A 14,724-nucleotide genomic window follows, 5' to 3' on the forward strand; every position below is an offset into this window, starting at 1 on the left:
GTGCCGTTGGCCAACCGGGCGCGGGTGCCGGCCCGCCCGCCTGCGGCGGGGGCGTCGTGCCGGCCAGCTGCCCGGAGGTCGGTCCCACCCCGGAGACCGGTTGCGCGTCGGCCACCGGCTGGGTGGCGTACGTCGGGATGGGGGGCGGTGGGTGCCGCCGCCGCGTACGCCGGGTCGCCGCCGACCAGCGGCGCCGTCGCCAACGGGCCGGTGGGCGGTACCGCGCTGGGTGCCGGAGCCGGCCAGGTGACCGGCGGGACCGGGCCGGGTGGCGTACCGACCGGTGACGGCCCGCCGGGCGTGCCGGGCTGCGGCCCTCGGCTGTCCCGGTTGAGCAGCAGCGCGCCGCCGATCAGGATGGCCGCGCCGAGCAGCACCGCGCGGAAGGCGTCGGTGACGATGTAGCCGAAGCTGGCCGCGACCAGGATGCCGAGGATGATCACGGTCACCGGCGACATGCTGGACCGGCCGCGCCCGAGCATGGACTCGACCGGGGATGCGGTGTCGCCCTCGTTCGGGATGATCAGCCACGCGGCGACGTACACCAGGATGCCGATGCCGCCGAAGAACCCGAGCACGGCGAGCAGCACCCGCCAGAGCACCGGATCGGTGTTGGTGGCCCGCCCGATCGCCGCGCAGACCCCGGCGAGGTAGCGCCCTTCGCGTGGCCGGACCAACCCGTACCGCGAGGTGAAGCCGGCACCGCCCAGCGGTGGCGGTGGCGCGGACGGGCCGGTACCGCCCGGACCGGGTGGTGTGCTCGCCGCCCCGTAGCCGGTGTCCGGTCCGTAGCCGGTGCCGGGCGGGTAGCCCGCGCCACCGCTGCCGGCGAAGCCCGGTGTCGGGCCGGCGCTCGGGTCGACGCCGGGCGGGCCGAACGTGGTGGGCTCGGCCCAGCCGGACGGTGTCGCGGCTGGTGGGGGCGGTGCTGAACCGCCCGGCTGTGCCGACCCCGGGCGGGGCGGCTGGGCAGCTTCCTCGGTCATGCCTCGATCCTGCTGCCCGGTCCGCCCGAGCGACCTCAGGACCCGACCCTGACCCCACCCTGAGATCTGGGCGGCCGGAATGTCGGGGGGGTCCCCGTGGTCGCGGGCGCCGCAGCGTGTGACGATCGGACTCACCGATCCCGACCAACGCGCCACCGTGACCAGGGAGCCCGCGATCAGCACCGTTATCCCGCCCCCGCGCCTCTACCGCGCCCCCGAGCATCGGATGGCCGCCGGTGTCGCCGCCGGCATCGCCGACCATCTCGGCATCTCGGTGCTGCGGGTCCGGGTCGCGTTCATGGTGCTGCTCGGCCTCAGTGGGCTGGGCCTGTTGCTGTACGCGGCGTTCTGGGCGGTGGTGCCGCTGCGTCCCGGAGACACCGCCGTTCCACCCCGGCGGGACGTGGCCCAACTCCTGCCGTTCGTGGGGATCGGGCTGGGCGTGCTGCTGATCCAGGTGATGGTGTTCGACTCGGTCGGCGCGGCGGGCACCGCCGGGTGGCTCGTGGCCATCATCGCGGTCGGCGCCGGTGTGATCTGGCACCAGTCCGCCCCCGAGCGGCGTCGACGGTGGGGCGACGCGCCGGTGCCCTGGCTCGGCGCGGTCGTCGAGGAGAGCGACCGACGGGCCTTCGTCCTGCGGTTCATCGGCGGCGGGATCCTGGTCGCGGTCGGCATCATCGGTGTGGCGGCCGTCTACTCGCCGGCGCAGAACTTCGACGCGGTGATCAACGGCGTGATCTTCGCGCTGGTGGGGCTGGCCGGGGTCGGGGTGGTCGCCGCGCCGGTGCTCTGGCGGACGTACAGCCAGCTCCGCTCCGAGCGTGAGGGGCGTATCCGCGAGCAGGAGCGAGCCGAGCTGGCCGCCATGGTGCACGACCAGGTGCTGCACACGTTGGCCCTGATCCAGCGCAACGCCGGGGACGTCAAGACGGTCCAACGGTTGGCGCGGGGGCAGGAACGGTCGCTGCGCAACTGGCTCTACAAGCCCACCGCGTCGCCGCACGAGCGTTTCGCCGCCGCCCTGGAGCAGGCGGCCGCAGAGGTCGAGGACACGTTCGCGATCACCGTGGAGGCGGTGGTGGTGGGGGACCGGGAGACCGACGAGAAGGTCGGCGCGCTGGTCGCGGCCGCGCGGGAGGCGCTGGTGAACGCGGCCCGGCACGCCGAGGTGCAGACCGTGTCCCTCTACGCCGAGGTGGAGCCGGATCAGGTCAGTGTCTTCGTCCGGGACCGGGGTAAGGGCTTCGATCCGGATACCGTGGAGGATCACCGGCACGGCGTACGCGGCTCGATCATCGGGCGGATGAAGCGGCACGGCGGACGGGCCGAGATCCGGTCCGGACCGGGGGAGGGGACCGAGGTCCGGTTGATCCTGCCGATCTCCCGGGACTCGTCCGCAGCGGAGAGGAACAGATGACCATGGCCGAGCAGTCGACGGAGCACCTCGACCCGGCGGACGCCCGCCCCGAGCGGCTGCGAGTGTTCCTGGTGGACGACCACGCCATGTTCCGAGCAGGGGTACGCGCGGAGTTGGGCGCCCACGTCGAGGTGGTGGGTGAGGCGAGCACGGTGGCCGAGGCGGTCACCCGGATCGCGGCCACCGGCCCGGACGTGGTGCTGCTCGACGTGCACATGCCCGATGGCGGCGGACGCGCGGTGCTGGAGGCGATGCGGCGTAGCCACCCGCAGGTCAAGTTCCTGGCGCTGAGCGTCTCCGACGCGGCCGAGGACGTGATCGGGCTGATCCGGGCCGGTGCCCGGGGATACGTGACCAAGACGATCTCGCCGGATGAGCTGGCGGCGGCGATCCGCCGGGTCGCCGACGGTGACGCGGTGTTCAGTCCGCGGCTGGCCGGGTTCGTGCTGGACGCCTTCGCGGCTCGGCCGGACGCCCCGGTGGCTGACCCGGAACTGGATCAGCTCACCAACCGTGAGCGGGAGGTGCTGCGGCTGCTCGCGCGGGGGTACGCGTACAAGGAGATCGCGAAGGAGTTGTTCATCTCCATCAAGACGGTGGAGACGCACGTGTCGAACGTGCTGCGCAAACTCCAGATGTCCAACCGCTACGAACTTTCCCGCTGGGCGGCCGACCGCCGGCTCGTGTGATCCATTCCTCCTCCTCGACAATTGGGGCAGATGCGGCGGATGCCGCTGCCCGGGGCTGACAAACGGTCAACCGTCGCCCCATACTGCCCCGGTCCCGTCTCCGCGCGTGGGTGCTGAGCATCCCGTGGAGGCGGCGGCTCACGCGTGCCCGCGCGAGCGGGTCACCCCTGGGGGAGAGGTACACGAATCTTGATGTTCGGACAACGAGGACGACGTTGGGCCCGGGTCGCGTTGGCGGCTGTCGCCGGTGGCGCGTTGGCGTTCGGCGTGGCCGGTGCCGCGGCCGCGGCACCGGCCACCGGTGTGGCCAAGGTGGTCGACGGCACCGAGGTCACCCTGAAGCTCGACGGCAAGCAGCGCACCACGTCGGCGCTCGCGCTCAAGATTGACGGCAAGCTGGTGCCGACGTTCTGCATCGACTACCACACCGGCGTGAAGCTCGACGGTAAGTACCAGGAGGGCACCTGGGACGCCTCCCAGGTGAAGAACCTCGGCAAGGTGCAGTGGGTGCTCACCCACGGCTACCCGAACGCCGACTCCAAGGCGCTGCTCGCCGCTGCCGGCGTCAGCACGAAGATCGGGCAGAAGCGGCTGGACACGCTGCTCTACTTCGGCACCCAGACCGCCGTCTGGCACTTCAGTGACGGGATCGAGCTGGGCAACTGGGAGAAGGGCCTGCTGGCCCGCGACCAGTACGAGGTGATCACGAAGGTCCGTGACTACCTGGTCAAGAACGCCACCGACCAGCCGGAGCCGCGGGCCGAGCTGTCCGTCGACCCGGCCAACGCCACCGCCACGGTCGGCGCCAAGGCCGGCCCGTTCACGGTGAAGGGCCCGGCGGGTGCCATCACCGTCGCCGCCACCGGCGGCACGGCCGTCGACGCCGAGGGCAAGCCGGTCACCACGACCACCAACGGTGGGCAGTTCTGGCTGACCGCCGAGGGTGCCGGTGCGGTCAACGTGACCCTGACCGCGCAGGACTCGGTCTCCTTCGGCCGGGTGTTCCTGTTCACCGGTACCAAGAAGGCGCAGAAGCTCATCCTCGGTGGCAGCACCGGTGCGACGGTCACCGCCAAGGCCGCGGCGTCGTTCACCGCCGGCGCGTCGCCGACCCCGACCGCGGTCGCGACCCCGACCGCGTCGCCGTCGCCGACCACCCCGGAGCCACCCCGACGGACACCGCGTCGCCGGCCAGCCCGGCGCCGTCCACCTCGCCGGCGAGCGGTGGCGGCGCCCTGCCGCTGACCGGTTCGCCGATCGTGGCGGCGGCGACCGCGGGCGTGCTGCTGCTCGCCGCGGGTGCGGTGACCGTCCTGATGGTCCGCCGTCGCAAGGTCCGCTTCACCGCCTGATCCGCTCCGGCTCCACCCCGGCCCCGGCTCCGCTTCGCGCGGTGTCGGGGCCGGTGCCGTTCGCGCCCCGCGGGCGCGTCATCGGCGGCCGCTTCCGGACCACGCGCGTTCGCCGACGATCAGATGACCAGCCAGGACGCCCTCGGCCACCCAGTCGGCGATCTTGGCTGTGCAGACGAAGCCGGGGTCACCCGGACGGGCAGAGATGGAAAGTGCCGGTCGGGCGTCAGGGGGCGCGGGAACACCCCGCGCGGCCCGGTCCACTACCCCCCGTCGTGGCCAACTCCGCAACGTATTTCCTGCTCAGAGCCGCCCGACCCGACCGCTTTATGATCATTTTTCAAGTATCGGCAACGTGGCGGGCAACTAACGGCTTGATAACGGCACCTTCACGGAAGCGGCCAGTGGGTGTCACAGTGGCAGCACCTCACCCTCGGTGTGTGGCACTCCGTACGGTCCACGACCACGACCCTCGCTGTTCGCACAGCGGTTCGTGGCCGTGTCGCCTGCGTAGGGTCACGCCTCGGCGGGTGGGGAGCCCGGCGGATCGGAACATCAGGGGTGTCTCCAACTTCCCTGTGATCCCGACGACCCGCGCCCCCGGGGTGGTCGGGCGGTGTCACCCCCAAAACGTGCGTGAAACCCACGACGGATCCAGGTTTAGAAAGAGGAGGCCCCTCGGAATGAGAGTCTCGAAGCGGGCGACGAGCGCGATCGCGCTCAGCGCGGCTGCCGCGCTTGTCGCGAGCGGTTGCTCGAGCGGTGGCGGTGACGGCGACGCCGCCGGCAGCAAGGACGGCTCGATCGTCATCCACGGCGTCCAGCCGGAGAACCCGCTGGTCCCGTCGAACACCACGGAGACCGGTGGCGGCAAGGTCGTCGACTGGCTGTGGACCGGCCTGGTCGAGTACCCGAACGACGGTGGGGCCCCGCGCAACGCGCTGGCCGAGTCCATCGACACCAAGGACTCCAAGGTCTTCACGATCAAGATCAAGAAGGGTACCAAGTTCCACGACGGTACCGAGGTGAAGTCGAAGAACTTCGTCGACGCCTGGAACTGGGCCGCGTACTCGCCGAACGGCGCGCAGAACGGCTCCTTCTTCGCCGACATCGCGGGCTTCGACAAGACCTACACCTCGGACCCGGACGGCCCGGACGGCCCGCAGAAGGCTCCGGCGCCGTCGGCCAAGGAACTGTCCGGCCTGAAGGTCATCGACGAGCAGACCTTCGAGGTCACCCTGTCGGCCCCGACGGCGGTCTTCCCGACCAAGCTCGGCTACAGCGCCTTCATGCCGCTGCCGGACGCCTTCTTCACCATGAAGCCCGAGGAGTTCGGCAAGAAGCCGATCGGCAACGGCCCGGTGAAGTTCCTGTCGTGGGAGGACAACGTCCTCATCAAGCTGACGCGCTTCGACGACTACAGCCTGCGCGACAAGATGAAGATCAAGGACGTCGACGTCAAGCTGTACCAGGACGAGACGGCGGCCTACAACGACGTCCTGGCCAACAACCTGGACTTCCTGGAGACGCTCCCCACCTCGGCGCTCGCCGGTGACAAGTGGAAGACCGACCTCGGTGACCGGGGCCTGAACACCACCACGCCGTCGACCGCGCTGATCGCGTTCCCGATGTACGACAAGCGCTTCCAGAACCCGAAGCTGCGTCGTGCCGTGTCGCTGGCGATCAACCGGCAGGAGATCTCGGACAAGATCTTCTTCGGTACCCGCAAGCCGGCCGACAGCTGGGCGAACCCGCTGACCCCGGGCGCCAAGCCGGGCAACTGCACCGCCTGCAAGTTCGACCCGACGACCGCCAAGCAGCTGCTGACCGAGGCCGGTGGCTTCTCCGGTGAGATGGTCTTCTACTACAACAGCGACTCCAGCCACAAGGAGTGGATGGACGCGGTTGCGCAGCAGGTCAAGACCAACCTGGCCATCAACGCTCGCGCTGAGGGCGTGCCGACCTTCGCGGTCTTCCGCCAGAACGTCAACGGGCACAAGATGACCGGCCCGTACCGCGCCGCCTGGCAGCAGGACTACCCGGACGTGGAGAACTGGGTCAACCCGCTCTACGTGACCGGTGGCTCCTCGAACGACGGCCTCTACAGCAACACCGAGGTCGACGCCCTGGCCAAGCAGGCCGGCGCCGCGCCGACCCTGGAGGCCTCGCACGAGGGCTTCGCCAAGGCGATCGAGAAGGTCGACCAGGACGTCCCGAGCATCCCGATCTACTTCTACGGCCAGCAGTCCGGCCACTCGGAGAAGATCAAGAAGCTCGAGCTGAACAACGTCGGCGAACTCGACATCACCTCGGTCGAGCTCTGATCCGAACGGTCTGACCCCGGTCGCTCGCCACATCCGGTGAGCCCGACCCGGGGCCGTTCCGCGAGTGGGTGTTACAACACTCCACTCGCAACGTTGTCACCACCGTGTCGGCCGTCCGACGCGCCCCCTGTCAGGAGGACCACCCCATGGGCCGTTATCTGTTGAGACGGCTGCTCCAACTCGTGCCGGTCTTCATCGGCACGACGTTCCTGATCTACGCCCTCGTCTGGGCCGTTCCGGGCGATCCGTTCGCCGGCAAGTGCGGTGAGCGTCGCTGCCCGGATCAGTACATCGCGTTCATGACCGAGAAGTACCACCTGGACCAGAACGTCTTCGTGCAGTACGCCAGCTACATGAAGAACCTGCTCCAGGGCGACTTCGGTCAGACCTTCTCGCAGCGCGAGATCAGTGACATCATCCTGACGTCGTACCCGAACACCCTGAAGCTGGCCCTGGTGGCGCTCGCCATCGAGGCCGTGATCGGCCTCGGCGCCGGTGTGCTGACCGGTCTTCGGCGCAACGGCTTCCTGGACAACCTCGTTCTGGTCTCGACCCTCTTCCTGATCGCGCTGCCGGTCTTCGTGGTCGGCTTCCTGCTCCAGTGGCTGCTGGGCGTTCAGTGGGGCATCATCAAGCCGACCGTCTCCTCGGAGATGCGGCTCTCCGAGCTGATCGTGCCGGGCTTCGTGCTCGGTAGCGCGTCAGTGGCGTACATAGCCCGGGTCGCACGAACGAGCATCGCGGAGAACCGCCGTGCCGACTACGTGCGCACGGCCATCGCCAAGGGCCTCCCGATGCGTCGGGTGGTGGGTGTGCACCTGCTGCGCAACTCGCTCATTCCGGTGGTCACCCTGCTCGGCACCGACCTCGGTGCCCTGATGGGCGGCGCGATCGTCACCGAGGGCATCTTCGGCATCAACGGAATCGGCCGCCAGGTCTTCCGCGCGATCGTCACCAAAGAGAGCGCTACCGTGGTAGGGATCGTGGTCGTCCTGGTGCTGGTCTATCTCGTGATGAACCTGCTGGTTGACCTGCTCTACGCCGCCCTGGACCCGAGGATCCGCTATGAGTGACCCGAGTACCGCATCGATCGTCAGCACCCCCGCCGCCCAGCCGACCGACGCCAGCACGCCCGCCACCCCGGGGCCGCAGAGCAGCGAGAAGCCGCGTGGCCTGCTCGGTGACGCCTGGCGGGACCTGCGTCGTAAGCCGCTGTTCTGGATCTCGGCGACGTTCATCGTGATCTTCCTGCTGATGGCGGCCTTCCCGACGCTGTTCGCGCCGGGTGACGCGGTCAACGGCACGCTGGAGCGCAGCCTGGTCAAGCCCGGCGCCGACGGATGGTTCGGTTACGACCTCCAGGGCCGGGACGTCTACGCCCGGGTCATCTACGGCGCGCGCGCCTCCATCGTGGTCGCCGTGCTCTCCGTGATCGGCACCCTGCTGGTCGGTGGCACCATGGGCATCATCGCCGGCTACCGCGGTGGTTGGGTCGACGGCCTGCTCAGCCGGATCGCCGACGTCTTCTTCGGCCTGCCGTTCGTGCTCGGCGCGATCGTCATCCTGACCACGTTCAACGGGTCGGGCACCAGCAACAGCAAGGCCGACATCATGGGCCTGGTGACGATCTCCCTGATCGTGTTGAGCTGGCCGGTCGTGATGCGGCTGATGCGTTCCTCGGTGCTCGCCACCAAGGAGGCCGACTACATCGTCGCGGCTCGCGCGCTGGGTGCCGGCCACGGCCGGATCATCCTCAAGCACCTGTTGCCGAACTGCCTGGCCCCGCTGCTGGTCTACGGCACGATCATGGTCGGTTCGTTCATCGGCGCCGAGGCCACCCTGTCGTTCCTGGGTGTCGGCCTGAAGTCGCCGGTGGTGTCCTGGGGCATCATGATCAGCGACGGGCAGCAGTTCGTCCGGGTCGCGCCGGGCCTGGTGTTCTTCCCCGCCGCGTTCCTCGTCACCGCAGTGCTGAGCTTCGTGATGCTCGGTGAGGCGGTCCGCGAGGCCCTCGATCCGAAACTCCGCTAGGGGAGATCCAGTTGTCCGACATTCTCGTGTCCGAGCAGTCCGCGCCGGGACCCGGCGGGTCCGGACGTCCCGCCGGCCGGTTGCTCGAGGTCGACGACCTGCGGGTGGAGTTCCGCACCCGGGACGGCGTCGCAAAGGTCATCAACGGGGTCACGTACCACGTCGACGCGGGGGAGACCCTCGCCGTGCTCGGCGAGTCCGGCTCCGGTAAGAGCGTCACGGCGCAGACCATCATGGGCATCCTCGACACGCCCCCGGGCTTCGTCACCGGCGGGCAGATCCGCTTCCACGGCAAGGACATGCTCCGCATGTCCAGCGAGGAGCGCCGCCGCATCCGCGGCGAGGGCATCGCGATGATCTTCCAGGACGCGCTCTCCGCGCTGAACCCGGTCTTCACCGTCGGGTTCCAGATCGCCGAGCAGTTCCGTGTCCGGCGGGGCCTGGGTCGCGCGGAGGCCAAGAAGCGCGCGATCGAGATGCTCGACCAGGTCAAGATCCCGAACGCCAAGGGCCGGTTCAACAACTATCCGCACCAGTTCTCCGGCGGTATGCGGCAGCGCGCGATGATCGCGATGTCGCTGGCGCTCGACCCGGAGGTGCTGATCGCGGACGAGCCCACCACCGCGCTCGACGTGACCGTGCAGGCCCAGATCATGGACCTGCTCGCCGAGCTTCAGCGTGAGCGGCAGATGGGCATGATCCTGATCACCCACGACCTCGGCGTGGTCGCCGACGTCGCGGACCGGATCGCGGTCATGTACGCGGGCCGAATCGTCGAGGAAGCCGACGTGTACGACCTGTACGCCAAGCCGGCGCACCCGTACACGATGGGTCTGATCGACTCGATCCCGCGCCTCGACGAGAAGGGGCAGCAGCTCCGGACGATCAAGGGCCTCCCGCCGAACCTGATGAACATCCCGCCGGGCTGCCCGTTCAACCCGCGCTGCCCCATGGCTCAGCCGGTGTGCCGGGAGAAGGTCCCGCCGCTGCTGCAGGTGGGTACCGCCCGGGCCAGCGCCTGCCACTTCGCCGAGGAGCTGGTGAACCGTGACTGAGAACATCCTCGAGGTCCGCGACCTGGTCAAGCACTACCCCGTCACCCAGGGTGTGGTGTTCAAGAAGACCGTCGGCCAGGTCAAGGCGGTGGACGGGGTCTCGTTCGATCTGCGTGCCGGTGAGACGCTCGGCGTGGTCGGCGAGTCCGGTTGCGGCAAGTCGACCCTCGCCCGGGTGCTGATGAACCTGGAGAAGCCGACCGCCGGCAACGTGGTCTACAAGGGCCAGGACATCTCCAAGCTCTCCGGTGGGGCGCTGCGGCGTCTACGTCGGCAGATCCAGCTGGTCATGCAGGACCCGTACACCTCGCTGAACCCGCGGATGACGGTCGGCGACCTGATCGGTGAGCCCTTCGAGATCCACCCGGAGGTGGCGCCGAAGGGCAGCCGTCGGGCCAAGGTCCGGGAGCTGCTCGACCTGGTCGGGCTGAACCCGGAGCACATCAACCGGTACCCGCACCAGTTCTCCGGCGGCCAGCGCCAGCGCATCGGCATCGCCCGCGCCCTCGCGCTCCGTCCGGAGATCATCGTCTGCGACGAGCCGGTCTCGGCGCTCGACGTCTCCATCCAGGCCCAGGTGATGAACCTGTTGGAGCAGTTGCAGACCGAGTTCGGGCTGTCGTACGTCTTCATCGCCCACGACCTGTCGGTGGTCCGGCACCTGTCGGACCGGGTCGCGGTGATGTACCTCGGCAAGATCGTCGAGATCGGCACCGAGGACGAGATCTACGAGCGGCCGACGCACCCGTACACCCAGGCGCTGCTCTCCGCGGTGCCGGTGCCGGATCCGACGCAGCGGCACCACAAGACGATCATCCGGCTCACGGGTGACGTGCCGTCGCCGGTCAGCCCGCCCTCGGGCTGCCGGTTCCGGACCCGCTGCTGGAAGGCGCAGGATGTCTGCGCCGAGAAGGTCCCGCTGCTGGAGATCCGGCAGGGCTCGGACCACCCGAGCGCCTGCCACTTCGCCGAGAAGCGCGAGATCGTCGCCACCCACGAGGTGTGAGTTCCCGGAACCGCCTGCCGACGTCATCACGACGACGGCAGGCGGTTCCGTCTGTGCGTGGCCCTGAGCGGCCGGTCGCCGGAGCGAGGCGCGGGGTTCGGTCGGACGCCCGAACGGCCGCCCGGACGGCTCACAGCGGGCCGCGGCCGCCCGTAGCAGCAGCAGTGCCAGTTGGGTGCCGTCGGCACCGAGCGCGATCCGGAAGCGCTCCAGGATCTCCCGTTCCCGGGAGAGCACGAGCCGTGTCCCACCGGAGGCCATCCGGGTGGCCCCGACCTCCTGGGACAGCGTCGCCCGCTCCTGCCAGAGCGAGATGAGCGCGTGGTCGATCTCGTCGATCCGTTCCCTGATCTGGACGATCCGGGCGGCGGCGGTCGGCTCCGCGGTGCCGGTGACCGCCTCGGCCGGCCCGCCGTTTCCACCCGGAGGCGCCACCACCGGCTCGCTCGGGTTCGCCGGGGGCTGCTCCGCCGTCGGTCGGCCCGGGTTGCCGTTCTGCTCCACCACGTCTGTCATCATCGGGTACCTCTCGCACTGTGGTGCCCGGTGCCCGGAACCCGGGACGAAAAAGCCCCGGACTCCAGGAGCCCGGGGCTTTTCGCAGGTCTGATCGATCAGGCGCGACCTACGACAGCCGGACTCCCGGTGCCGTAGTAAAAGTAGTAGCGCGCAGCGATCACGCCGTCGAGTATGCCCACGTCGGTGGCCAGTGCGCAAGGATTCCGCGTCAACAGACGGCATCCCGTGCGGGACCGGCGGGCGGGAAGTGTCCGGCTGGCGGCATAGACTTGCTGCGCGATGCATCCTCTCTTCGACATTCCCGCGTCCCCGCCTGCGCCGGAGTCCGCGCCGGCCCGTCCGGACCGGCCCCGGCCGGCCGCCGTCCGCCTCGACCCGCAGCAACTGCTCGCCGGGCTGAACGGGCCGCAGCGCGACGCCGTCACCCACGCCGGCTCACCACTGCTGATCGTGGCCGGCGCCGGCTCCGGCAAGACCCGGGTGCTCACCCACCGGATCGCCTACCTGCTCGCCGCCCGGGACGTCCACCCCGGCGAGATCATGGCCATCACCTTCACCAACAAGGCGGCCGGCGAGATGAAGGAGCGCGTCGCCGCGCTCGTCGGTCCGCGGGCCCGCCTGATGTGGGTGTCGACGTTCCACTCCGCGTGTGTCCGGATCCTGCGTGCCGAGCACGAGCACGCCGGCCTCAAGTCGACCTTCTCGATCTACGACGCGGACGACTCCCGTCGGCTGATGCAGCTGGTCGCCCGGGAGCTGGATCTCGACCCGAAGCGTTACCCGGCGCGCGGGTTGGCCGCCCAGGTCTCCAACCTGAAGAACGAGCTGGTCGACCCGGAGCAGTTCGCCGAGCGGGCCAAGGGCCCCAACGAGCGGGCGCTGGCCGAGGCGTACACGCTCTACCAGCGCCGGCTGCGCGAGGCGCACGCGCTGGACTTCGACGACCTGATCATGACGACGGTGCACCTGCTCCAGTCCCACCCGCACGTCGCGGAGAGCTACCGTCGGCGGTTCCGGCACGTGCTCGTCGACGAGTACCAGGACACCAACCACGCCCAGTACATCCTGATCAAGGAGCTGGTTTCGGGCACCGAGGGGCTGGAGCCGGCCGAGCTGTGCGTGGTCGGCGACGCCGACCAGTCGATCTACGCGTTCCGGGGCGCGACGATCCGCAACATCCTCGAGTTCGAGCGGGACTACACCGACGCCCGGACGATCCTGCTGGAGCAGAACTACCGCTCCACCCAGACCATCCTCAACGCCGCCAACGCGGTGATCGACCGGAACACCTCCCGCAAGCCGAAGCGGCTGTGGAGCGACGCCGGTGCCGGTGAGCGGATCGTCGGGTACGTCGCCGACACCGAGCACGCCGAGGCGGACTGGGTGGCCAGGGAGATCGACCGTCTGGTCGACGCCGACGAGACCCGCCCGGGTGACGTCGCGGTCTTCTACCGCACCAACGCCCAGTCCCGCGTCTTCGAGGAGGTGTTCATCCGGGTCGGCCTGCCGTACAAGGTGGTCGGCGGGGTGCGCTTCTACGAGCGCAAGGAAGTCCGCGACGCACTGGCGTACCTGCGGTCGGTGGTCAACGACGACGACACGGTGAGCCTGCGGCGAGTGCTCAACACCCCACGCCGGGGCATCGGCGACCGCGCGGAGGCGTGCGTCGAGGCGCTCTCCAGCCGCGACCGGATCTCGTTCGGCGCGGCGCTGCGCCGGGCCCGGGAAGCTCCGGGCATCTCCACCCGGGCGGCCAACGGCATCGCCGACTTCGTGGCGCTGCTCGACGGTGCCCGGGAGCTGGCCGAGACCGGCACCCCGGAGGAGGTGCTGGAGGCGTTGCTGACCCGCTCGGGCTACCTCACCGAGCTGGAGGAGAGCCTGGACCCGCAGGACGCCGGCCGGGTGGACAACCTCCAGGAACTGGTCAGCGTCGCCCGGGAGTACACCGAGCGCATCGAGGCAACCGGCGACGACGGCGAGCGGGCCACCCTGGCCGGCTTCCTGGAGCAGGTCGCGCTGGTCGCCGACGCCGACCAGATCCCGTCCGACGACCCCGACCACCAGGGCGTGGTCACCCTGATGACGTTGCACACCGCCAAGGGCCTGGAGTTCCCGGTGGTGTTCCTGACCGGGCTGGAGGACGGCGTCTTCCCGCACCTGCGCTCGCTGGGCGACACCCGCGAGTTGGAGGAGGAGCGCCGCTTGGCGTACGTCGGCATCACCCGTGCCCGGCAGCGGCTCTACCTCTCCCGCGCGGTGACTCGCTCGGCGTGGGGGCAGCCGGCCTACAACCCGCCGTCGCGGTTCCTGGAGGAGCTGCCGACGGAGCTGGTGCACTGGGAGCGCACCGAAGGTTCGTACACCTCGTGGGCCGGTGGGGGCGGCGGCGTCGGCGGCCGCGCGGACCGCGCGCCGGGCGTGCGTGGCACCTTCACCGGGGGTACGCCGAAGGCGGCGCAGCTGGCCCAACGGCTCGGTGTGGACGCCAGCCGGCTGACCACGGCCAGTGAGCTGCCGCAGGGGCCAAAGGTGTCCGCCGGCGACCGGGTCAACCACCAGCGTTACGGGTTGGGGCGGGTGCTCGCCGTCGAGGGGCACGGCCCGGGCGCCCGCGCGCAGATCGACTTCGGCGACCAGACCATGTGGCTGGTGCTGCGGCACGCGCCGATCGACAAGCTCTGACCGGGCGCCGGCCCGGCGTTCTGCCGGACCGGGCGCGGTGGCTCAGCAGCCCAGGTCGACGCCGCGCGCCCGCATGAACGGCGCCGGGTCGATCTGGTTCCACATTCCCTGGTGCACCTCGAAGTGCAGGTGCGGGCCGGTCGCGTCGCCGGTGGCGCCCTCGTAGCCGATGACCTGGCCGGCCTTGACCTTCTCGCCGACGGTGACCGCGATCCGGCTCTGGTGGGCGTAGTGGGTCAGGTAACCGTTGCCGTGGTCGACGAACACGGAGTTGCCGTACCCGTCGGCGGCGTCGCCGGCCTGGGTGACCGTGCCCGCGGCGGCGGCGCGGATCGGTGTGCCGGAGGGCAGCGCCAGGTCGATGCCGGCGTGCAGGGTGCCCCAGCGCTGTCCGTAGCAGGACGTGACCGATGCGCCCGGCATCGGGTCGACCCAGGCGGGCGTCGGCTTGGTGGTCTTCTTCGGCTTCGGCTTCGGCTTCGCGGTGACCGTCTTCGTCGGTGTGGGGCTGGCGCTGGCCGTCGACGGGCTCACGCTCGGGCTGGCCGACGGGGAGATCGGCGGGCTCGACTCGCGGGCCGAGCGGTCCGCCCGGCTGGCGGCCTCGGCGCGGGACTGCGCGTCGGCGGAGACGGCGGTGGGCGCCGGGCGGTCCGG

Annotated in this window: 11 protein-coding genes and 1 pseudogene; 9 read left to right on the plus strand and 3 right to left on the minus strand. The window is 70.2% G+C overall.

Annotated features, from left to right (window positions below; translation table 11 throughout):
- On the minus strand, positions 1-986 hold a 986-nt coding region (locus tag JNW91_RS22830; RefSeq protein WP_203177507.1), incomplete at its 3' end, for a PspC domain-containing protein.
- Between the two features lie 157 nt (positions 987-1,143).
- Between JNW91_RS22830 and JNW91_RS22835 the strand changes: the two genes are divergently transcribed.
- The 8 genes from JNW91_RS22835 (at position 1,144) to JNW91_RS22870 (ending at position 10,863) form a co-directional block, all read left to right on the plus strand.
- A complete protein-coding gene (locus tag JNW91_RS22835; RefSeq protein ID WP_203177508.1) occupies positions 1,144-2,406 on the plus strand; it encodes an ATP-binding protein in 1,263 nt (420 codons plus the stop codon).
- 2 nt (positions 2,407-2,408) lie between these two features.
- Entirely contained in the window at positions 2,409-3,095 is a 687-nt protein-coding gene (locus JNW91_RS22840) for a response regulator (RefSeq protein WP_203177516.1), read from the plus strand.
- A 192-nt stretch (positions 3,096-3,287) separates the two neighbouring features.
- Complete coding sequence (locus JNW91_RS22845; protein ID WP_203177509.1) at positions 3,288-4,340, plus strand: thioester domain-containing protein; 1,053 nt, start codon at positions 3,288-3,290, stop codon at positions 4,338-4,340.
- Between the two features lie 790 nt (positions 4,341-5,130).
- On the plus strand, positions 5,131-6,771 hold the full coding sequence (locus JNW91_RS22850; protein ID WP_203177510.1) for a peptide ABC transporter substrate-binding protein: 1,641 nt from the start codon (positions 5,131-5,133) through the stop codon (positions 6,769-6,771).
- Between the two features lie 146 nt (positions 6,772-6,917).
- Entirely contained in the window at positions 6,918-7,844 is a 927-nt protein-coding gene (locus tag JNW91_RS22855; RefSeq protein WP_203177511.1) for an ABC transporter permease, read from the plus strand.
- On the plus strand, positions 7,837-8,802 hold the full coding sequence (locus JNW91_RS22860) for an ABC transporter permease (protein WP_203177512.1): 966 nt from the start codon (positions 7,837-7,839) through the stop codon (positions 8,800-8,802). The genes JNW91_RS22855 and JNW91_RS22860 overlap by 8 nt, the downstream gene beginning before the upstream one ends.
- Positions 8,803-8,828: 26 nt before the next feature.
- Positions 8,829-9,857, plus strand: coding sequence for an ABC transporter ATP-binding protein (locus tag JNW91_RS22865; protein ID WP_203177517.1), 1,029 nt, complete (start codon positions 8,829-8,831; stop codon positions 9,855-9,857).
- A complete protein-coding gene (locus tag JNW91_RS22870; protein ID WP_203177513.1) occupies positions 9,850-10,863 on the plus strand; it encodes an ABC transporter ATP-binding protein in 1,014 nt (337 codons plus the stop codon). Before JNW91_RS22865 ends, JNW91_RS22870 begins: the two co-directional genes overlap by 8 nt.
- A 130-nt stretch (positions 10,864-10,993) precedes the next feature.
- On the opposite strand, the pseudogene JNW91_RS22875 reads toward JNW91_RS22870, so the two are convergent.
- A pseudogene (locus tag JNW91_RS22875) lies at positions 10,994-11,382 on the minus strand (chorismate mutase).
- A 279-nt stretch (positions 11,383-11,661) separates the two neighbouring features.
- Between JNW91_RS22875 and pcrA the strand changes: the two are divergent.
- Positions 11,662-14,067 carry a DNA helicase PcrA gene (gene pcrA / locus JNW91_RS22880; RefSeq protein WP_203177514.1) on the plus strand — a complete coding sequence of 802 codons (2,406 nt, stop codon included), beginning with the start codon at positions 11,662-11,664 and terminating at the stop codon, positions 14,065-14,067.
- Positions 14,068-14,109: 42 nt separating this feature from the next.
- On the opposite strand, the gene JNW91_RS22885 is transcribed toward pcrA, so the two are convergent.
- Positions 14,110-14,724: M23 family metallopeptidase (locus tag JNW91_RS22885; protein WP_203177515.1), on the minus strand; the 615-nt coding region annotated here is incomplete at its 5' end.

The organism is Micromonospora parastrephiae (assembly GCF_016802865.1).
Taxonomy (GTDB): Bacteria; Actinomycetota; Actinomycetes; order Mycobacteriales; family Micromonosporaceae; genus Micromonospora; species Micromonospora parastrephiae.

Bases quoted from the DNA above. Each gene is read 5' to 3' on its own strand.
- JNW91_RS22845 (WP_203177509.1), top strand. From the start codon at position 3,288: ATGTTCGGACAACGAGGACGACGTTGGGCCCGGGTCGCGTTGGCGGCT.
- JNW91_RS22850 (WP_203177510.1), top strand. From the start codon at position 5,131: ATGAGAGTCTCGAAGCGGGCGACGAGCGCGATCGCGCTCAGCGCGGCT.
- pcrA (WP_203177514.1), top strand. From the start codon at position 11,662: ATGCATCCTCTCTTCGACATTCCCGCGTCCCCGCCTGCGCCGGAGTCC.
- JNW91_RS22860 (WP_203177512.1), top strand. From the start codon at position 7,837: ATGAGTGACCCGAGTACCGCATCGATCGTCAGCACCCCCGCCGCCCAG.
- JNW91_RS22855 (WP_203177511.1), top strand. From the start codon at position 6,918: ATGGGCCGTTATCTGTTGAGACGGCTGCTCCAACTCGTGCCGGTCTTC.
- JNW91_RS22840 (WP_203177516.1), top strand. From the start codon at position 2,409: ATGGCCGAGCAGTCGACGGAGCACCTCGACCCGGCGGACGCCCGCCCC.